General features: G+C 73.0%; 18 protein-coding genes. 9 read left to right on the top strand and 9 right to left on the bottom strand.

Translation table 11 applies throughout. From position 1 onward, the window contains the following. Genes AB0C87_RS20575 through AB0C87_RS20560 form a run of 4 tightly spaced genes read right to left on the bottom strand, consistent with a single transcriptional unit; the run spans position 1 to position 2,634 of the window. Entirely contained in the window at positions 1-1,056 is a 1,056-nt protein-coding gene (locus AB0C87_RS20575) for an ATP-binding protein (protein ID WP_345179450.1), read from the bottom strand. Continuing rightward, complete coding sequence (locus tag AB0C87_RS20570; protein ID WP_345179452.1) at positions 1,044-1,454, bottom strand: anti-sigma regulatory factor; 411 nt, start codon at positions 1,452-1,454, stop codon at positions 1,044-1,046. Before AB0C87_RS20570 ends, AB0C87_RS20575 begins: the two co-directional genes overlap by 13 nt. Further along, positions 1,451-1,837: an STAS domain-containing protein gene (locus AB0C87_RS20565; protein WP_345179454.1), complete on the bottom strand. Its 387-nt coding sequence runs from the start codon at positions 1,835-1,837 to the stop codon at positions 1,451-1,453. The genes AB0C87_RS20570 and AB0C87_RS20565 overlap by 4 nt, the downstream gene beginning before the upstream one ends. After that, positions 1,837-2,634, bottom strand: a complete 798-nt coding sequence (locus AB0C87_RS20560; RefSeq protein WP_360578986.1) for an STAS domain-containing protein — start codon at positions 2,632-2,634, stop codon at positions 1,837-1,839. The genes AB0C87_RS20565 and AB0C87_RS20560 overlap by 1 nt, the downstream gene beginning before the upstream one ends. Positions 2,635-3,010: 376 nt before the next feature. On the opposite strand from AB0C87_RS20560, the gene AB0C87_RS20555 reads away from it, so the two are divergent. Genes AB0C87_RS20555 through AB0C87_RS20545 form a run of 3 tightly spaced genes read left to right on the top strand, consistent with a single transcriptional unit; the run spans position 3,011 to position 5,731 of the window. After that, entirely contained in the window at positions 3,011-3,652 is a 642-nt protein-coding gene (locus AB0C87_RS20555) for an urea carboxylase-associated family protein (protein ID WP_360578984.1), read from the top strand. A 47-nt stretch (positions 3,653-3,699) separates the two neighbouring features. Further along, the gene (locus AB0C87_RS20550; RefSeq protein ID WP_345179460.1) at positions 3,700-4,830 is read left to right on the top strand and encodes an NADH:flavin oxidoreductase; all 1,131 of its coding nucleotides are present in this window, start codon (positions 3,700-3,702) and stop codon (positions 4,828-4,830) included. A 34-nt stretch (positions 4,831-4,864) separates the two neighbouring features. After that, positions 4,865-5,731: a polysaccharide deacetylase gene (locus AB0C87_RS20545; RefSeq protein ID WP_345179462.1), complete on the top strand. Its 867-nt coding sequence runs from the start codon at positions 4,865-4,867 to the stop codon at positions 5,729-5,731. 14 nt (positions 5,732-5,745) lie between these two features. On the opposite strand, the gene AB0C87_RS20540 is transcribed toward AB0C87_RS20545, so the two are convergent. Next, a complete protein-coding gene (locus AB0C87_RS20540) occupies positions 5,746-7,302 on the bottom strand; it encodes a helix-turn-helix domain-containing protein (protein WP_345179463.1) in 1,557 nt (518 codons plus the stop codon). A 156-nt stretch (positions 7,303-7,458) separates the two neighbouring features. Between AB0C87_RS20540 and AB0C87_RS20535 the strand changes: the two genes are divergently transcribed. Both AB0C87_RS20535 and AB0C87_RS20530 read left to right on the top strand, forming a co-directional pair. Further along, positions 7,459-8,841 carry a cytosine permease gene (locus tag AB0C87_RS20535; RefSeq protein ID WP_345179465.1) on the top strand — a complete coding sequence of 461 codons (1,383 nt, stop codon included), beginning with the start codon at positions 7,459-7,461 and terminating at the stop codon, positions 8,839-8,841. A gap of 383 nt (positions 8,842-9,224) precedes the next feature. Beyond that, positions 9,225-9,671: a hypothetical protein gene (locus tag AB0C87_RS20530; protein WP_360578982.1), complete on the top strand. Its 447-nt coding sequence runs from the start codon at positions 9,225-9,227 to the stop codon at positions 9,669-9,671. Positions 9,672-9,713: 42 nt separating this feature from the next. Here the strand turns inward: AB0C87_RS20530 and AB0C87_RS20525 are convergent, their stop codons facing one another. Further along, positions 9,714-11,258: an AMP-binding protein gene (locus AB0C87_RS20525; protein ID WP_353833062.1), complete on the bottom strand. Its 1,545-nt coding sequence runs from the start codon at positions 11,256-11,258 to the stop codon at positions 9,714-9,716. A gap of 36 nt (positions 11,259-11,294) precedes the next feature. Here AB0C87_RS20525 and AB0C87_RS20520 point away from each other — a divergent pair, with 36 nt between their 5' ends. Further along, positions 11,295-11,456, top strand: coding sequence for a hypothetical protein (locus AB0C87_RS20520; RefSeq protein ID WP_360578979.1), 162 nt, complete (start codon positions 11,295-11,297; stop codon positions 11,454-11,456). Positions 11,457-11,517: 61 nt separating this feature from the next. Here AB0C87_RS20520 and AB0C87_RS20515 read toward each other — a convergent pair whose 3' ends face one another. Beyond that, positions 11,518-12,444 carry an NAD(P)-dependent oxidoreductase gene (locus AB0C87_RS20515; protein ID WP_360578977.1) on the bottom strand — a complete coding sequence of 309 codons (927 nt, stop codon included), beginning with the start codon at positions 12,442-12,444 and terminating at the stop codon, positions 11,518-11,520. 116 nt (positions 12,445-12,560) lie between these two features. Between AB0C87_RS20515 and AB0C87_RS20510 the strand changes: the two genes are divergently transcribed. Then, positions 12,561-13,133: an isochorismatase family cysteine hydrolase gene (locus AB0C87_RS20510; RefSeq protein WP_345179475.1), complete on the top strand. Its 573-nt coding sequence runs from the start codon at positions 12,561-12,563 to the stop codon at positions 13,131-13,133. A gap of 52 nt (positions 13,134-13,185) precedes the next feature. On the opposite strand, the gene AB0C87_RS20505 is transcribed toward AB0C87_RS20510, so the two are convergent. Beyond that, positions 13,186-13,911 carry a hypothetical protein gene (locus AB0C87_RS20505; protein ID WP_345179478.1) on the bottom strand — a complete coding sequence of 242 codons (726 nt, stop codon included), beginning with the start codon at positions 13,909-13,911 and terminating at the stop codon, positions 13,186-13,188. Positions 13,912-14,225: 314 nt separating this feature from the next. Here AB0C87_RS20505 and AB0C87_RS20500 point away from each other — a divergent pair, with 314 nt between their 5' ends. Then, entirely contained in the window at positions 14,226-15,794 is a 1,569-nt protein-coding gene (locus tag AB0C87_RS20500; protein WP_345179479.1) for a cellulose binding domain-containing protein, read from the top strand. 126 nt (positions 15,795-15,920) lie between these two features. After that, the gene (locus AB0C87_RS20495) at positions 15,921-16,355 is read left to right on the top strand and encodes a Fur family transcriptional regulator (RefSeq protein WP_345179481.1); all 435 of its coding nucleotides are present in this window, start codon (positions 15,921-15,923) and stop codon (positions 16,353-16,355) included. Positions 16,356-16,454: 99 nt separating this feature from the next. Here AB0C87_RS20495 and katG read toward each other — a convergent pair whose 3' ends face one another. Then, complete coding sequence (gene katG, locus AB0C87_RS20490; RefSeq protein WP_345179483.1) at positions 16,455-18,671, bottom strand: catalase/peroxidase HPI; 2,217 nt, start codon at positions 18,669-18,671, stop codon at positions 16,455-16,457. Positions 18,672-18,684 lie beyond the last annotated feature (13 nt).

The raw sequence follows: 18,684 nt of genomic DNA, 5'->3' as shown, positions 1-18,684 counted from the left end.
TCACCTCCGTCCGGCGGTGGTCACGGCCAGCACGCAGCGGTCGTCGTGCCGCACCCCGGCGGAGCGCAGCAGGTCCGCGGCGATGAGCAGCGGCTCGCGGGAGGGCCCGGGACGGCCGGCGGGGCCCCACTTGTCGGTCAGCCCGTCGGAGTGCAGCACCACGGCGGCGCCCTCCGGCAGCTCGTAGGCGTGCTCGCGCAGCGTCCGGGTCTTCGCGCCGGCGATGCCCGGCACCGAGATCATGCCCTGCCGGCGGTCGGGACCGACGATCCATCCGGCGACGTTGCCCAGGCCGGCGAACCGCACCGCGCCCGCCGCCGGGTCCACGGCCGCCACCGCGACCGCGCCGCCCCGGGTCGCCCCGAGGCGCTGGTGCACCTGGCGCAGCAGGTCGAGGGGGCGCGCCGGCAGCACGGCCTCGCGCATCGCCGTGACGGCCTCCCGGCCGGCCCGCGCCGCCATCGGCCCGTGCCCGAGGCCGTCGCAGACCATCGCGTAGACCGTTCCGCCGTCCAGCCGCGCGGCGTAGGCGTCGCCGCACTCCTCTTCCCCGTCGATCGGCCGGGTCAGCCCGGCGAAGGGCGGGCCCGGCGCCGGGCCGGCCTCCCTGCCGGCGGACCGCGTGAACCCGGCGTACAGGACGGTGCCGGCGCCCGGGAGCGAATGCATTCCGGTGCGGTCGGCGAGCCGCTCGATCGACCCGAGCCCCAGGCCGAGCGTGCCGGACGTGGAGTGCCCGTCCAGGCGGGACGCGCGGACATCGGTGATGCCGGGGCCCCGGTCCAGGCACACGAGCTCCAGCGAGGCCTCCTCACCCGTCCGGACGATCCGTACGAGCATCTCGCCCTGCACGGCGTGCTTGGCGAGGTTGGTGGCCGCCTCGGTCACCGCGAGCTGGATCTGCCCGAGGCGCTCCCCCGCGAAGCCGAGCCTCCCGGCCAGGCGGGCGGCGTGGCGCCGGGCGCCGGCCGCCGCGCTGGGCTCCTCGGCCCGCAGCCATACCGCGTCACCGGGCGGCGGGCTGGTCATCCATCCGGTGCCGGTCAGCGGATCCACTTGGTCACCGTCACCGTGGTGCCCCTCCCGACCTCGGTCTCCAGCTCGAACTCGTCCGCGAGGCGCCGCGCGCCCGGCAGGCCCAGGCCGAGGCCGCCCCCGCTCGTCCACCCTTCGGTCAGCGCCTGCGCCACGTCGGGGATCCCGCCGCCCGAGTCGGTGAACACCAGCCGCACCCCGGCGCGTCCCCGCGCGTTGACGACGGACTCCACGCGCGCGGAGCCGCCTCCGCCGTGCACGAAGGTGTTGCGGGCCAGCTCGCTGGCCGCTGTGACGATCTTGGTCTGGTCGACCAGCGACATCCCCGCCGACGCCGCCGCGGCCCGCACGAGCTGCCGCACCCGGACCACGTCGTCGTTGGAGGTGATGGGGACGGAGTCACCCGCCGGAGTCGTCACCGAGCGTCCACGGCGCCGGGGGCGATGGCCGGCAGCGGCGCGCCGAGCAGGCGCATGCCCTTCTCCAGGTCCAGGGCGGTGCGGACGCCGCCCAGCGACAGCCCCAGCTCGACCAGGGTGATCGCCACCGCGGGCCGCATGCCCACCACGACCGTCTCGGCGTCCATCAGCCGCGACATCGAGGCGATGGTGGCGAACATCCTGCCGATGAACGAGTCCACGATGTCCACCGCGGTGATGTCGATGATCACACCGCGTGCGCCCGTCCTGACGATCCGGTCGGCCAGATCCTCCTGGAGCGCCAGCACGGTCTGGTCCTGCAGGTCGATCTGGATCGACACCAGCAGGACCTGGCCGATCTTCAGAATCGGCACGCGCTCCATCAGGCCCCCGCCCCGGCGACGACCCGGGTGCCGTTGCGCTCCAGCGCCCATTCCAGGGCGTCGGCCAGGGAGGCCTTGGTCGGGATGTCGCCGAACTCGATCCCGAGCGCCACGATGGTCTGGGCGATCTGCGGGCGGATGCCGGAGATCACGCAGTCGGTGCCCATCAGCCTGGCCGCCATCACGGTCTTCAGCAGGTGCTGGGCCACCTCGGTGTCCACGGCCGGGACGCCGGTGATGTCGATCACCGCGAACTGGGAGCCCGTCTCGACCAGGCGCTCCAGCAGGGTCTCCATCACCACCTGCGTGCGGGCGGAGTCGAGCGTGCCCACCAGCGGGACCCCGAGGATCCCCTCCCACAGCTTCACCACGGGCGTGGACAGTTCGAGCAGCTGCTCGGTCTGGTCGGCGATGACCTGCTCGCGCGCGGCGGCGTAGGTCTCGAAGGTCAGCAGCCCCAGATCGTCGATCTCGGAGGAGAACGCCGCGAACTCGGCGTACGCCGCCACGTCGCCGAGGGCGCCGACCTGCTCCAGGACCGCCTGCTTGATCGAGAACACGCTCACCGCGGTCTCGCTGGGGCTGAATCCCTGCCGGGCGCGGGTGCGGGAGATCTCGGTCAGCGCGGCCCGGAGTTCCGCGGCCGCCTCCCGCTCTCCGCCGGTCGCCTTCTCGATCAACCCGTACAGCTCGGAGAGCTCGACCCTGAGCTCACTCTCCGTGATCCGGCCGCGCACCCCCGCGACGACCAGGTTGACCCACCGGTTAAGAATGACATCCCGCCGGGAGCGCAACATCTCGGGGAGATGTGCATCGCCTGTTCCCTTGCTCAACTGCCGTGTCCCTCTCTGCCCGCCGCACCTTCATCACGCATGAACGCTGCGGGAAGAGTACCGCCCATATCAGAGAGAAACGGACCAGGCGCCATGATCATTCGGAGCGGGCGGCGGCGTGGCTCCGGTCCGGGCCGCGTCCGGCGAGCGGGTCGTGGACCATGAGGCGACCGACCGGCGGCCCGCTCCGCCGGTTACCGGCCGTGACCGAGGGTGCATGGCCGCCATCGGCCTCGCCCCGTGCGGGCGCGAAGCGGGCACGCCGGAGGGCGGGCCGGGCACTGGCCCGTCCAGGACGGTCGACCATGGATGAAGGTCCACCCGACCTATACAAACCTGGATGAAGCTCTATGGCCACGGCGGTCTGGCCGGTGGTGTGCTGTCCGGCATGGTGACGATGGGACGGACGATGGTGCCCGCCGGAGAAGGCCGGGCGGTGCGGGTGGGCGCCGGGCGGCGGGTGCGCGTGGTGGACGTGGAGGGCGGCCAGGTCGGCGACCTGTTCGCGTTCGCCGCGGACGACCCGCGCGAGCATCTGAGCGCCGCGCACACCCGCAGCGTGACGAGCCGGCTCTTTCCCCAGGTGGGTGAGTCGTTCGTCACTGATCGGCGCAGGCCGATCCTGACCCTGGCGGACGACACCTCCCCCGGCTCGCACGACATGCTGATCGCCGCGTGCGACCCCGCCCGGTACGAGGGGCTCGGAGCGCCGGGGCACGCCTCGTGCGCGCGGAACCTCGAATCGGCGCTGGCGGGGATGGGGCTGTCGACCGCCACCGTCCCGCAGCCGGTCAACGTGTTCATGCGGATCCCGGTGGAGGCGTCCGGACGGCTGCGGTGGCTGGCCGCCGAGAGCCGGGCCGGGGACGCGATCACCTTCGAGGCGGTCATGGACTGCGTCGTCGTCGTGTCGGCGTGCCCGCAGGACCTGGCCGGGATCAACGCCGACGGCCCGACCCCGATGGCGATCGACGTCCTGTGAGACGGACCGGCCTCGACCCGGTCCACGGAACGAGAAGGAGAGCGAAGATGACCGTGAAGATCGCGCATCCGGCGCTGGAGCCGGGACGAGCCGGCGGGCTGCGCACGTCCAACCGCCTGGTGGTGGCGCCGATGACACGCGTCTCGGCCGCGCCGGACGGCACCCCGACCCCCGAGATGGCCGAGTACTACACGGAGTTCGCGCGCGGCGGCTTCGGCCTGGTCATCACTGAGGGGACCTACACCGACACCGTCTACAGCCAGGGCTACCTCAACCAGCCGGGCCTGGTGTCGGAGCGGCACGTGGCCGCTTGGCGAGAGGCCACGGCCGGTGTGCACGAGGCCGGGGGCTCCATCGTGGCCCAGCTGATGCACGCGGGCGCGCTGTCGCAGGGGAACCCCTACCGCGACGACACCGCGGGGCCGTCCGCGGTGGTGCCGCAGGGCGTCAAGATGCCCGAGTACGGCGGGCACGGCCCCTGGACGGCCCCCAAGGAGATGAGCCTGGACGACATCAGGCAGGCCGTGGACGGTTTCGTCGCCTCGGCGGCGAACGCCAAGCGCGCCGGGTTCGACGGGGTGGAGGTCCACGCCGCCAACGGCTACCTGCTGGACCAGTTCCTCACCGACTACACCAACCTGCGCGAGGACTCCTACGGCGGGCCGGTCGCCTCCCGGGTGCGCCTGGCGGCGGAGGTCGTCGCGGCGATCCGCGCGGAGGTGGGGCCGGACTGGAGCGTCGGGGTAAGGGTGTCGCAGACCAAGGTGAACGACTTCCGGTACCGCTGGCCCGGCGGCGCCCACGACGCGGAGGTGATCTTCGCCGCGCTGGCCGAGGCGGGCGCGAGCTACCTGCACGTCGCGAGCGAAGGGCGCAACTGGCTCGAATCCGCGCGGCTGGACCGGGGGCTCACCGTCACCGGCCTGGCCCGCCGGGTGAGCGGCCTGCCGGTGATCGCCAACGGGGGGATGCACGATCCGGACCTGTCGGCGCAGGTCCTGGCGGACGGCCACGCCGACCTGGTCTCGGTGGCCAGGGGCGCGCTGGTGCACCCCGACCTGCCGCGCCGCCTCGCCGAGGGCACGCCGTCCGAGCGGTTCGACCATGCGATGCTGTCGCCGATGGTCACCCTGGACAACGTCCGGCGCTGGCGGCTGGCGGCCGGTGCGGACGCCTGATCCGGCGGCGGAGGGCGAGGAGAGGGGCGGGGACATGGCCGGAAGCTGGCACGGCGGGGCCGCCGCGGTGGTCGCCCTGGGCTTCGACGTGGACGCCGAGACGCCGGTCCTCGCCCAGGGCGGCCGGTACGCCGCGCACGCGAGCACGATGTCCCACCAGGCCTACGGGCCGGACGTGGGGCTCCCCCGGATCCTCGAACTGCTGGACGACCTGGAGGTCCCGGCGACGTTCTTCGTGCCGGGCTGGGTGGCCGAGCGGCGCCCGGGGCTGGCCGCCTCCATCGTCGAGCGCGGGCACGAGGTGGCGCACCACTCCTACTCCCACCGTCCGCCCACGTCGATGTCCCCGGAGGAGGAGCGCGCGGACTTCGAGCGCGCCCTGGAGGTGTTCGCCGGGCAGGGCATCGAGATCACCGGGCACCGGGCGGCGCTGTGGGAGGCGTCCTGGACGACGGCGGAGCTGGTGGCCGAGCACGGGCTGCGCTACGACTCGTCCCTGATGGGCGACGACCGGCCCTACCGGGTGCCCACCGCGGCGGGCGAGATCGTCGAGCTGCCGGTGCACTGGTCGCTGGACGACTGGGAGCAGTACGCCTACCTGCCCGAGCCGCACGTCGGGGCGGTCATCGAGTCGCCGGGCAAGGTGCTGGAGCTGTGGCGGGCGGAGCTGGACGGCATGCGGCACTACCGGTGCCTGTTCAACCTGTGCGTGCACCCGTTCCTGTCCGGGCGGCCGGGCCGGGCGCTGGCGCTGCGCCGGTTCATCGAGTACGCGCGGGAGTGCGGTGACGTCGCGTTCGCCCGCTGCCGGGACGTGGCGGAGGCGGCGCTCGCCGATCCGGACGTCCGGCCGCGTCCCCACCGCCCCCCGCGGGTGGACCCGGACGTCCACCCCCACTGACCGCCCGCGCCGGGTCAGGCCATGTCGGCGGCCCGCAGGGCCAGGAACAGGTCGACGCGGTCGGCGGTGCGGGCGGTGTCGCGGCCGGTCAGCTCGGCGATCCTGGCGAGCCGGTTCCGCAGCGTGTTGACGTGCACCCGCAGGGCGGCGGCGGTGGCCTGCCAGTGCCCGTCGTGGTCCAGGAACGCGCGCAGCGTGGCCTCCAGCTCGCCGCCCCGCCGGGCGTCGTGCTCGCGTATCGGCGCGAGCACGCCGTCCGCCAGGGTGCGCAGGGCGGCCGCGTTCTGCGTCCCGAGCAGGAGCCGGTGGGGGCCGAGCTCGGCGAAGGTCCGGACGGCGGGCCCGGCGCCGCCCCGCCGCAGGGTGCGGCAGACCTCGCGCGACCTGATGAGCGGTTCGCGCAGCCCCGCCGGCCCCCGGGCGGTCCCGCCGAGGCCCACGACGGCGCGGTGGCCGGGGAAGCGCTCCCCCACGGCGGCGGCGAGGCGCTCGGCGAGGGGCGCCGCCTCCCGCTCGCCGTGCCGCCACGACAGGACCGCCACCACGTCCTGCGACCCGGCCGCCACGACGACCGGGACGCCGGCGGAGACGAAGAACTCGCCGACCACCTCCGCGAGTCCGGGCAGGGTGGCCTCCGCGCCCGCGAACGCCGTCGTCCACACCGCGAGCGGCCCCTCCGGGTCGACGCCGAACGCGCGCAGCCGGCCGGGGACCTCGGCGTCGCGGCTGCCCCCCGACAGCACCATCTCCAGCAGCTCGCTGGCGAACCGCAGCTCGATCGCCTGCACGGCCTGCTGCTTGGCGACCTCCAGGCTGAGGAAGCGCGCCGCCTGGTCCAGCGCGTCCTGCTCGGCGCGCGTCAGCTCGCTCACCGGGCGCAGGCAGATCAGCGCCGCGTCGACGTCGCCGACCGCGCCGACCAGGTACAGCGCGGCCCGTCCGGCGGCGCCGAGGTCGAGCTCCAGGGGCGGCGGACGGCGGGTCAGCCCCGTGGCGACCGCGTGGAGCTGGGCGGCGTCCAGCTCCGTCCCCGCCGAGGCCAGCAGGCGGCCCATCCGGTCGACGACCGCGAGCGGCAGCTCGTGGTCGCGGCGCAGCACCCGCAGGACGCCGGACGCGCCCGCACCCCGCGAGATCGCCGTGGCCAGCGCGTCCCCCCGGCGCACCATGCCGACCAGCGCGCCCTGCCGCTCCTCGCTGTAGCGGGTGGCGACGGCCTCGGAGATCGCGGTGAACGGCACCGCCGCCGCGATCTCCAGCAGGGGCACGCCCGCGTCACGGCAGGCGTCGACCAGGTCCTGCGGGGTGGCGGGGCGCTCCGGGCGCAGGCCGAAGACGATGCCGGCCGCCCGGGCCCGCCGGACGTTGGCGACGAACCCGGAGGCCGCGATCCGGTCGTCCCACAGGCCGTTGGTCAGCACCAGCTCGCGCCGCCGCACGTAGCCCGAGGGGTCCGGCAGCTCGGTGTTGTGGACCCAGGCGACCGGCTCCTCCAGGGCCCCTTCAGGGCCCGGAACCAGGACCCTGAGGCCCAGCGACTCGTCTTCCAGCAGGGACGCCAGCGTGAACACCCTGTAAATCTATCCATCCCCTGGGTTCGACGATAGAGGTTTCTCTACTTCTGGACGGGACGGCGCAGTGCTTTGGTGTGCTGTACGTCACGGACGGAGGAACCCATGTCCAGCAACGAATCCGCATACCGAGGCCCGGCCGCCGAACCGGTTCGCTTGGAAGATCAGGTTCGCTTCGACGAACACGGCATCGAGCCCATCCCGGCCTCCGCCCGCGACTCCACGCCGTGGCAGCAGTTCTGGATCTGGTGCGGGGCCAACATCGCGCCGATCAACTGGGTGCTCGGCGCGCTGGGCGTCACGCTCGGCCTGAGCCTGGTGGAGACCCTGGTGGTCGTCACCCTCGGCAACCTGGTGGGCTGCGCGGTCTTCGGGCTGTTCAACGTGATCGGCCACCGCACCGGCGTCAACCAGATGGTCCTCGGGCGCGGGCCGTTCGGCCGGCGCGGCGCCCTCGTCCCCGGCCTGGTGCAGGGGCTGCTGACCATGGGCTGGGTCGGCGTCAACACCTGGGTGGTGCTGGACCTGGTGATCGAGATCCTCGCCCAGGCGGGGGTGCACGGCGGCACAGGGCTGCGCTACCTGGTGGCCGGGCTCATCATGGGCGCCCAGCTCCTCCTGGCCCTCTACGGGTTCTACGCGATCCGCACGTTCGAGAAGTACACCGTCCCGGCCACGGTCCTGGTGATGGTGGTCATGACCGGGCTGGCCCTCGCGCAGGCCGACCTCCACTGGACGGCCTCCACCGCGACCACCGCGGGCGACAAGTTCACCGCCGTGACCCAGCTGCTCACCGCCATCGGCATCGGCTGGGGCATCAGCTGGCTGCCCTACTCCGCCGACTACAGCCGCTTCGTCCGCCCCGCGGCCTCGGACCGGTCGGTGTTCTGGTCCACCGCGCTCGGGATGTACGTCCCCACCGTGTGGCTGGCCGCACTCGGCGCCTGCCTCGCCAGCGCGGGCGACGGGGGCGACCCCTCCAGCCTCGTGACGGGCGCGTTCGGGGTGATGGCCGTGCCCGTCCTGCTGCTGATCATGCACGGGCCCGTGGCGACCAACATCCTGAACCTGTACTCGTGCTCGCTCGCCGCGCTGTCGGTCGGCATCCGGGTCGCCCGGTGGAAGGTGACGCTGGTGGCCGGGACGGTGGCGTCCCTGGTGCTGGTGGTGTTCGTGCACGCCGACAGCTTCGCCCAGGCGTTCGACCACTGGATGGCGTCCATCCTGGTGTGGATCAGCCCGTGGGCGGCGATCGTCCTGGTGGACTTCTTCGTCCTGCGGCGCGGCCGGATCGACGTGTCCGCCCTCTACCGGGACGGCGGCGCGAACGTCCGGGCCCTGGTCAGCCTGGCGCTCGGGCTGCTGGCGGCATGGGCGTGGCAGTTCGGCACGGTGCCCGCCCTGCAGGGCCCGATCGCGCGGACGCTGGGGAACACCGACTTCTCGTGGCTCTCGGGCGCCCTGGTCGCGGGCGGGCTGCACTACGCCCTGGCGCGCCGAGCCCACCGGAAGGCCGCACCGATCGGGACGGCCGCCTGACGGGAGTTCCGCGCCCTCCACGGTGAGCCGCCGACGCCACGGCGCCGGCGGCTCACCGTGCGCGTCCGCCCGGATGCGGACCGCCGAGCTCGACGCATCCTCAACGGGCCAACCATGTCTCCTGCACGACAGGTCGGCGCATGGCGGCCCCCCTCCACTGGGAATGATGCAGGCGCCCTCGCTCGTCGAATTTTCGCTCGCCCGACCCTGAAATCGAACATATGATCGAGTGAGTGAGACGCGCAGGGACCGGCCCGGGGCGCCCGCCGGGCCGGTCGGACCTTCGACGTAAGGCGGACATGCCGATGGCCTTCTCCTCCGAGGTGCTCCCAGCCGCCGTCCAAGCGATCAGCAGCGCCCCCTCCCGCCAGCACCCCGTCGTTATGATCACTTGCGCCCCGGACGGGCGGCCCCGGGTCTGCGTGCCCGACTGGGGAGAGCTCCGCGTCCTCGACGACCGGCGCCTGCGCGTGGCGGTCTGGCCGTCCGACCCCACCGCGGCCGACCTGGACCGCGGCACGCCCGTCCTGTTGATCGTCACCGCCCTGTCCGAGGTCTACCTGGTCCACGCCACGCCCGGCCGCCTGGAGAACGCCGCCATGGTGTGGGCCCACTACGAGCTCACGATCACCTCGGCGCGCCTCGCCGACCGGGGCACCGCGCCGCCCCTCCCCCGGGACGCCGAGGACGCCACGGAGTACCTGACCCAACGCCTCCCGAGGCGGGCCAGAACCCACCACCGCCACCCCGGCCAGCGCTCTCCCTGGGCCCGCCCTACGGAACCCGAGGGAAAGGCAGACCACCGCCACACCGAACGCGCCCACCCCTGACCGGACGAGAGCCGGCGGCCGCGGCACCCGACCGCGGCCGGATCAGGTGAGGTTGGAGGGGCGGGATTCCCAGTAGGGGGCGCGGAGTTGGCGTTTCAGGGTCTTGCCTGAGGGGTTGCGGGGGATCTCCGCGAGCCGGTCGAAGCCTCTGGGGGTCTTGTAGGCGGCCAGGTGCTCCCGGCAGAAGTCGCGGAGCTCGTCGTCCGTGGCGACGGCGTCCGGTGCCGGGACGATGGCGGCGTGGACGGACTCGCCCCATTCGTCGGACGGGACGCCGAACACGGCCGCGTCGGCCACCGCCGGGTGGGCGGTGAGGACGGCCTCGATCTCGGCCGGGTAGATGTTCATCCCGCCCGAGATGATCATGTCGGTGCGGCGGTCGCAGATGTAGTAGAAGCCCTCCTCGTCGCGGTAGGCGATGTCGCCGACGGTCAGCCAGTCGCCGCGGCCGGCGTCCCGGAACTTGCCCTCCGCCTTGTAGTAGGCGTTGAAGGTGCCGGCGCCGCGCACGTAGAGGTCGCCGGGGACGCGCGGCTCCTCGACGGGGCGGCCGTCCTCGCCGAAGAGCGCGATCTCCACGCCGGGCGCGGCGCGGCCGCAGCTTCCGGGCTTGCGCATCTGGTCCTCGGGGCGCAGGACGGTGTCGACGCCGAGCTCGGTGGAGCCGTACACCTCGAACAGGGAGCCGTCGCCGATGCGGTCGACGTACCGGCGCTTGAGCTCGAACGGCCACGGGGCGGCGTTGGCGATGACCCGCCGCAGCGAGGAGAGGTCCCTGCGACGGATCGCCTCCTCCGGCAGGTCCACCACGCGGCGGATCGGGGTCGGCGCGGAGAACGTGGTGGTCACCCGGTGCCGCTCGACGAGGTCCAGCCAGCGTTCGGGGTCGAAGTCGCGCATCACGACCACGGTCCCGCCCATGAGCTGGACGATCAGCATGAAGCTCATCGGGCCCGAGTGGTAGAGCGGGCCGGTGGTGAGGTAGACGTCGCCGGGCTCGAAGCCGATCTCGCCGACCAGCCCGAGGACCAGGGCCGGGTCGGGCTCGCCCCGCACGACGCCCTTCGGCTTGCCGGTCGTCCCGGAGGTGTAGAACATCGAGGTGCCGGCCGCGGGGTCGGCGCCGCGGGCGACGGGCTCGGTTCCCGGGCTCCGGTCGGCCAGGGCGTCGAGCGAGGACGCCCAGTCCGGCGGCGCGGAGCCCCAGGCGAGCCAGGCGCGGACGCCGGCCGCCAGGCCGCGGGCCGCTTCGAGCTGGGGGGCCTGCTCGGCGTCGAACACCACCAGCGCGGCGTCGGCGTTCTCGACGACGTAGGCCGTCTCCTCCGGTGTGAGGCGGTAGTTGAGCGGGACGCCGACGGCGCCGCACTTGCGCAGGGCCGAGATCAGCGCGACGACCTCGGTGCTGTTGCGGCCGCACCACACGACCTTGGTCCCGGCCCGGACGCCGTGCTCGACCAGCAGGTTGGCGTACCGGTTCACGAGGGTGTTGAACTCCGGGTAGGTCAGGCGCCGCTCGCCCTCGACGACCGCGATCTTCGAGGGGGCGGCGGCGGCCGTCGCCGCCAGCGGGTCTTCGGCGGGCATGGTGATCGACCTCCTGCGGGGGGTTCACATGGGCCGGTGTGCCAGGGCGCGCTCCAGCCGCTCCTGGGCGCGGGCCGCCTGCCGGGCGCGGTAGGCGATCGGCATGTACCGGACGGCGCGGGCTCGCCGCGGCGCTCCCGCCCGTCCGGCGGGCTCGCGGGCGTCCCCTCGGTCACCGTCATCGGCGCGACCTCCTGACGAAACGACTCCTGTAAGCTAAACCCGAATAAGGAGTCGCTTACAAGTCGCGCCCCCGCCGCTAGGCGCCGACCGCGGCGCGGAACCCCTCCCGCCAGCTCGCGTACCGCGGCTCCCAGCCGAGCTCCTTCTTCGCCTTCTCGTTCGAGACGCCCCGCGCGCTGGTCATCTGGGCCACGACGAACTCTCCGGCGAGCAGCCGCCCGAGCCACGCGGGCACCCGCAGCGGCGGCTTCGCGCCCGCCACCTCGGCGAGGCGGGGCAGCCACTCCGCGACGGGCGCCGGGTCGTCGTCGGCGACGTTGTACGCGCCCGGCTCGCCGCGTTCGATCGCCGCGAGCGTCGCGGACGCGGCGTCGGCGCAGTCGATGAACGACCAGACCCCGGCCCCGCCGCCGACCACCGGCATCTGCCGCTTCCGCACGAGCTCCACCATGGAGTCCGAAGCGCCCGGCCCGTAGAAGGTGCCGTAGCGCAGCACGATCCCCTCCGGCGCCTTGAGCCGCACGGTCTCGTCCACGTACCTGATCGCCGCCACCGTCCGCTCGGCCGACGGGACCGGCCGCGTCTCGACCGGGTCGTCCTCGGTCTTCACCGGGCCGCCGGAATGCCCGTAGAGGAAGTTGTGGCCCTGCGCGACGACCCGGCGGACGCCCGCGGCGTCCGCGGCCTCCAGCAGGTTGTCGGTGCCCCGCGTCCGCAGCTCGTTGGTCGCGGCGAACACCCGGTCGACCCTGCGCAGGCTCCGCATGTCCGCCAGCGCCGTCATCTGGTGGACGATCACGTCCGGCGCCGCGGCCCGCACCGCCGCGACCACGGCGTCGCGGTCCAAGCCGTCCAGGACCACCGGCTCGGCGCCCGTCCCGCGCAGGACCGCCGCCCGGGCGGGCGACCTCGTGGCGGCCGTGACCTGGTGGCCCGCCGCGATCAGCCCGGGGACGAGGTGGCGCCCCAGCGCTCCCGTCGCTCCGGTGACGAAGACTCGCATCCTCTTCTTCCTTCCCTGGAATGCCTCTCCCCTCAAGACGCCCCTCCCTCCGGGTCTGTGACATACCGGCACCGCCTTTCCGCGACGGGCCTGGGAGAACGCCGCGGGCGGCGGTCATGATTGCGATCCTCCCCGCCGGGCAGGGCACGTCCGTGAGCACGAGCGCACTGATCGTCATCGACATGCTGAACCCGTACGAGCACGAGGACGCGGACGCGTTGATCGAGAGCGTGCAGGAGATGGTCGGCCCGCTGCGGCGCCTGCTGGACGACGCCAGGCGGCGCGACGACGTGCGCGTCCTGTACGTCAACGACAACTACGGCGACTTCTCGGCCGACCGGAGGGACCTCGTCGACCGCGCGTTGAAGGGGCGGCGGCCCGACCTGGTCGAGCCCGTCGTCCCGGAGCCCGGCTGCGGGTTCATGTCCAAGGTCAGGCACAGCGCCTTCTACGGGACCGCGCTGGAGTACCTGCTGTCCCGCGAGAAGGTGGAGCAGGTCGTCCTCACCGGCCAGGTCACCGAGCAGTGCGTCCTCTACAGCGCGCTGGACGCCTACGTCCGGCACTTCCAGCTCCGGGTGGTCCGGGACGCGGTGGCGCACATCGACGCCGGGCTCGGCGACGCCGCGCTGCGCATGATGGAGTCGAACATGCGCGCCGAGATCGTCACCGCCGACCGCTGCTTCTGAAAGCGGAGAACGCCCCGCCGGACGGGCGGGGCGTTCTCGTTTTCCAAACCGGTCAGCGCACGTCGACGAAGTCGTCGGCGGACTTCTGGCGGTCGAAGTTGCTCGTGCCGGGGAAGTAGGCGCGCCAGTAGCCGTCCTGCTTGGCCGTGAACGCCTTCTGGAACCGGCCGTCGCGGGCGGTCTTGGCCGATCCCATGTACGTCCAGGACGCGGAGCCCTGGGGACGGAAGTAGACGCGGATCGTCTTGCCCGGGTACACGGTGTATCCGGTGGCGAAGTCGTTGAGTCGCTTCAGGCGGCCGGACACGGCGATCGGGCGGCCCGCGCGCACGGGCTCGGGCGCGGCGTTGTAGCTCTGGATCGCCGTGTCGAACTTCTCGTACCAGTAGTCCTCGCGGCTTCCCAGTGCCTTGCCGCTCGCGTTGTAGGCGACGACCCGGACGCGCCAGCGTCCGAGGTCCTCCACGTGGCCGGGGCAGCCGACGGACCAGCCGACCTGGTCCTTGGCCAGGACCCGCTTGTAGACGCGGCCCGCGGGGATCCGCCCGTCGGGGTCGATCAGATAGGCCCTGGAGTAGGCGACCGAGGGACCCTGGGTGCCCCACACCCACACGTCCATGGCGCAGGACGCGTTGTAGTCGCCCTTGCCGACGGAGAGGCGCTTCGGCACCTCGACGCGGAACTGGAGCGACTCGGCTTCGGCGGCGGTCGCGCCGCCGGCGAGCACACCGGCGGCGACGGCCAGCGCGGCGGCGGCGGAAACGGTTCTGGGGGGCATCGACGCACCGTTCTGTCAGGGTTCGAGATTCGACGATCATGCCAGCGCCCTCCGCCGCCCACCAGCGGATCCGCGGGGGCGCGCGGCCGGACGGACTTTCCGGGGTCCGACCGGCCGGTTCGGTCCGGGAGCAGGGGTGGTCGGACGGGCGTCCGGGCGGGCCGCGATCGGTGTGCGCCAGGGTCTTGCGGGGCGGCGGGCGGGTGGTTACGGTGCATTCGAGTTTTATAGGAAAGTTTCCTATCAGATCGCGCGCGACCGACTCGGGGTTCGGGGGATTCCCGCTCGTCCACGTCTCCTACCCGGGAGTGACATTGCGAAGAAGAAGGCTTCTCCCCGGTTTCCTGCTCACCGCCCTCTGCTCCCTCGTGCTCGCCCTCCTCGTCCCCGTCCAGGCCGGCGCCGCCGCCTCGGTGACGGCGACCTTCGCCAAGGCCTCCGACTGGGGCTCGGGGTACGAGGGCAGGTACACGATCAAGAACGGCACCGCCTCCGCCGTCACCGGCTGGAAGGTGGAGTTCGACCTGCCGTCCGGCTCGTCGGTCGGGACCTACTGGGACGCGCTGCTCACCAAGTCCGGGCAGCACGCCGCGTTCGCCAACCGCGAGTACAACGGGAGCGTCGCCGCCGGCGCCAGCGTCACGTTCGGCTTCATCGTCAACGGGGCCGGGGCGCCGCAGAACTGCACGGTCAACGGCGCCTCCTGCACGGGCGGCGACACGCCTCCGCCCGGCACCCCCTCCGCCCCCGGGACGCCGACCGTGACGGCCAGGACCGACACCTCGCTGACGCTGTCGTGGCAGGCCTCGTCCGGCACGGTCACCGGCTACCGCGTCTACGAGGGCACGGCGGTCAGGGCCACCGCGACCGGGACCGGCGCCACCGTCGGCGGGCTGACCGCCTGCTCGGACCACACCTACACGGTGAAGGCGTACAACACCGCCGGCGAGTCGGCGGCGAGCGGCCCGGTCACGGCCACCACGACCGGCTGCACGGAGCCGCCGCCCGCCAGCCGCCGCGCCGCGCCCTACCTGTACATGGGCTGGGGCGACCCGCCGAGCCCCTCCACCGTCATGAGCGCCACCGGCATCAAGTGGTTCACGATGGCGTTCATCCTGTCCAGCGGCGGCTGCAACCCCGGCTGGGACGGGCAGCGCCCGCTCAAGGGCGGCGTGGACGAGCAGGCGATCTCGCAGATCCGCGCGGCCGGCGGCGACGTGCTGCCCTCCGTCGGCGGCTGGTCGGGCAACAAGCTCGGCCCGAACTGCTCCACGCCCGAGGCGCTGGCCGGCGCGTACCAGAAGGTCATCGACGCCTACGGGCTCAAGGCCATCGACATCGACATCGAGAACAGCGACGAGTTCGAGAACGCCGCCGTGCAGGACCGCGTCCTCGGCGCCCTGAAGATCCTCAAGCAGAACAACCCGGGTCTGCAGACGATCCTGACGTTCGGCACGACCACCACCGGGCCGAACTACTGGGGCAAGCGGCTCATCGACCAGGCCGCGGCGCTGCAGGCGAACGTGGACGTCTTCACGATCATGCCGTTCGACTTCGGCGGCGGCGCGGACATGTACGGCAGCACCGTCAACGCGTCCGAGGGCCTGAAGACGGCGCTGAAGTCGGCGTTCGGGTGGTCGGACGCCACCGCCTACTCGCACATGGGGATCTCCGGCATGAACGGCCTGTCCGACCAGCAGGAGCTCACCTCGACCGCCACCTGGACGAAGATCCGCGACTGGGCGAAGTCCAAGGGCCTGGCCAGGCTGGCGTTCTGGTCGGTCAACCGGGACCGGCCCTGCCCGGGCGGCGGCGTCGCCGAGAACTGCAGCGGCACCGACCAGCAGCCCTGGGAGTTCACCAAGATCACGGCCGGTTTCTGACCGTCCCGCCGGCGGCCCGCGTCCCGGCTCGGGGGACGCGGGCCGCGCCCGCCTCCGGCCCGCCCGGCTAGACTTGCCTCATTTGTTGTCTTAAACGATTCGCGTTTACGAGGAGGGTTCGGCGCCATGACCGCGTCCCAGACCCCGTCCGCCGCCGAGGAGCTGCGCGGCGCCGGACTTCGGGTGACGGCCGCCCGCGTGGCCCTGCTGGACACCGTCCGGGCCGGGGACCACCTCGGCGTCGAGGCGCTCGCCTCGGGCGTGCGCGACCGCGTGGGCCACATCTCCCTGCAGGCGGTGTACGAGGCGCTCCACGCGCTCACCGCGGCCGGGCTGGTCCGCCGCATCGAGCCGGCCGGAAGCCCCGCCCGGTTCGAGGGCCGCGTCGGCGACAACCACCACCACCTGGTGTGCCGGAACTGCGGCGCGATCAAGGACGTCGACTGCGCCGTGGGGCACCCGCCCTGCCTGGACCCGGTGGACGACGCCGGCTACCTCATCGACGAGGCCGACGTCACGTTCTGGGGCCTGTGCCCGGCCTGCCGGACGGACGCCGGCTGACCCGGGCCGCGCCCGGGCCGCGCCCGGCCCGCACAGCCCCGTGACGGCGTCCGGGCCGGCCACCGAAGCGACCGGCCCGGACGTCCCGGACGTTCCCGATCAGGTGAGGTCGTACCGGTCGAGGTTCATCACCTTGTCCCACGCGGCGACGAAGTCGAGGACGAACTTCTCGCCCGCGTCGTCGCTCGCGTAGACCTCCGAGACGGCGCGCAGCTCGGAGTTCGCGCCGAACACGAGGTCGGCCCGGCTGCCGGTCCACCTGAGCGCCCCCGAGGCGTCGCGCCCCTCGAAGGTCTCAGAGGTCATCGGGTCCTCGCCCGTGCCCTTCCACACCGTGCCCATGTCGAGCAGGTTCACGAAGAAGTCGTTGGTCAGCGCACCGGGGTTGTCGGTGAGGACGCCGAGCGACGACCCGTCGTAGTTCGCCCCGATGGCGCGCAGGCCGCCGACGAGGACCGTCATCTCCGGCGCGGTCAGCGTGAGCAGGTTCGCCCTGTCGACCAGGAGGAACTCGCCCGGCAGGACGTTGCCCTTCTGGAGGAAGTTGCGGAACCCGTCGTGCGTCGGCTCCATCACCTCGAAGGACTCGACGTCGGTCTCCTCCTGGGAGGCGTCGGTGCGCCCCGGCGTGAAGGGCACCTCGACGTCGTACCCGGCGGCCCTGGCGGCCTCCTCGACCCCGGCGCACCCGCCGAGCACGATCAGGTCCGCGATGGAGATCCGCTTGTTGCCGGTCTGCTCGGCGTTGAACGTCTCCTGGACCTGCTCCAGGGTCCGCAGCACGTTCCGCAGCTCGTCGGGGTTGTTGACCTCCCAGCTGCGCTGCGGCTCCAGCCGGATCCGGGCGCCGTTGGCGCCGCCGCGCTTGTCGGTGCCGCGGAACGACGCGGCCGACGCCCACGCGGTGGTGACGAGCTGGGCGACCGACAGCCCGGAGTCCAGCAGGCGGCGCTTGAGCGCGGCGACGTCCTCGGCGTCGACGAGCTCGTGGTCCACCGCCGGGACCGGGTCCTGCCAGATCAGCGTCTCGGACGGGATCTCGGGGCCGAGGTAGCGGCTGACGGGGCCCATGTCGCGGTGGGTCAGCTTGAACCAGGCGCGGGCGAACGCGTCGGCGAACTCGTCCGGGTTCTCCATGAAGCGCCGCGAGATCGGCTCGTAGATCGGGTCGAAGCGCAGCGACAGGTCGGTCGTCAGCATCATCGGCTGGCGGTTCAGCGTGCCGTCCTCCGGGTCGGGGACGGTGTTGGCCCCCGCGCCGTCCTTCGGCCGCCACTGCTGCGCCCCGGCGGGGCTCTCGGTCAGCTCCCACTCGTACCCGAAGAGGACCTCGAAGAAGGTGTTGTCCCACTTGGTGGGGGTGGGCGTCCAGGTGACCTCGAGGCCGCTGGTGTAGGAGTCGCGGCCCTTGCCGGTGCCGTGCGTGCCCTTCCAGCCGAGGCCCATGTCCTCCAGCGGGGCGGCCTCGGGCTCGGCGCCGATGCTGTCGGCCGGCGCGGCGCCGTGCGTCTTGCCGAAGGTGTGGCCGCCGGCGATCAGCGCGACGGTCTCCTCGTCGTTCATCGCCATGCGGCCGAACGTCTCGCGGATGTCGCGCGCCGCGGCGACCGGGTCCGGGTTGCCGTTCGGGCCCTCCGGGTTGACGTAGATGAGGCCCATCTGGACCGCGGCCAGGGGCTTCTCCAGCTCGCGCTCGCCGCTGTAGCGCTCGTCGTCGAGCCAGGCGGTCTCGGGGCCCCAGAAGACGTCCTCCTCGGCCTCCCAGGCGTCGCGGCGGCCGCCGGCGAAGCCGAAGGTCTTCAGGCCCATCGTCTCCAGGGCGACGTTGCCGGCCAGGATCATCAGGTCGGCCCACGAGATCTTCCGGCCGTACTTCTTCTTGACCGGCCACAGCACGCGGCGGGCCTTGTCGAGGCTCGCGTTGTCCGGCCAGCTGTTGAGGGGCGCGAAGCGCTGCTGGCCCGCGCCGGCGCCGCCGCGGCCGTCGCTGACGCGGTAGGTGCCCGCGCTGTGCCACGCCATGCGGATGATCAGCGGCCCGTAGTTGCCGAAGTCGGCGGGCCACCAGTCCTGGGAGTCCGTGAGGACGTGCGCGATGTCCTGCTTCACGGCGGCGAGGTCGAGGCTCTCGAACGCCTCGGCGTAGTTGAAGTCCTCGCCCAGCGGGTTGGCCATGGGCGGGTTCTTGGCGAGCAGTTTCAGGTTGAGCCGTTCCGGCCACCAGCCGCGGTTGCCGCCCCCCTGGGTCGGGTGGGGAGCGCGCTCGTGCGCGACCGGGCAGCCGCCACCGGCGGCGGCTTCGTTCTTCTCGGACATGTGATTCCTTCCA

Source organism: Actinomadura sp. NPDC048021, from assembly GCF_040653135.1.
Classification (GTDB): Bacteria; Actinomycetota; Actinomycetes; order Streptosporangiales; family Streptosporangiaceae; genus Spirillospora; species Spirillospora verrucosospora.
Note: the sequence above shows the minus strand (reverse complement) of the source record. Positions and strands in the feature narration are given on the sequence as shown.

Coding starts and splice junctions, on each gene's coding strand:
- AB0C87_RS20565 (WP_345179454.1), bottom strand. CDS start 1,837: ATGGAGCGCGTGCCGATTCTGAAGATCGGCCAGGTCCTGCTGGTGTCG.
- AB0C87_RS20560 (WP_360578986.1), bottom strand. CDS start 2,634: ATGTTGCGCTCCCGGCGGGATGTCATTCTTAACCGGTGGGTCAACCTG.
- AB0C87_RS20555 (WP_360578984.1), top strand. CDS start 3,011: ATGAAGCTCTATGGCCACGGCGGTCTGGCCGGTGGTGTGCTGTCCGGC.
- AB0C87_RS20550 (WP_345179460.1), top strand. CDS start 3,700: ATGACCGTGAAGATCGCGCATCCGGCGCTGGAGCCGGGACGAGCCGGC.
- AB0C87_RS20545 (WP_345179462.1), top strand. CDS start 4,865: ATGGCCGGAAGCTGGCACGGCGGGGCCGCCGCGGTGGTCGCCCTGGGC.
- AB0C87_RS20530 (WP_360578982.1), top strand. CDS start 9,225: ATGATCACTTGCGCCCCGGACGGGCGGCCCCGGGTCTGCGTGCCCGAC.
- AB0C87_RS20525 (WP_353833062.1), bottom strand. CDS start 11,258: ATGCCCGCCGAAGACCCGCTGGCGGCGACGGCCGCCGCCGCCCCCTCG.
- AB0C87_RS20515 (WP_360578977.1), bottom strand. CDS start 12,444: ATGCGAGTCTTCGTCACCGGAGCGACGGGAGCGCTGGGGCGCCACCTC.
- AB0C87_RS20510 (WP_345179475.1), top strand. CDS start 12,561: ATGATTGCGATCCTCCCCGCCGGGCAGGGCACGTCCGTGAGCACGAGC.
- AB0C87_RS20505 (WP_345179478.1), bottom strand. CDS start 13,911: ATGCCCCCCAGAACCGTTTCCGCCGCCGCCGCGCTGGCCGTCGCCGCC.
- AB0C87_RS20495 (WP_345179481.1), top strand. CDS start 15,921: ATGACCGCGTCCCAGACCCCGTCCGCCGCCGAGGAGCTGCGCGGCGCC.
- katG (WP_345179483.1), bottom strand. CDS start 18,671: ATGTCCGAGAAGAACGAAGCCGCCGCCGGTGGCGGCTGCCCGGTCGCG.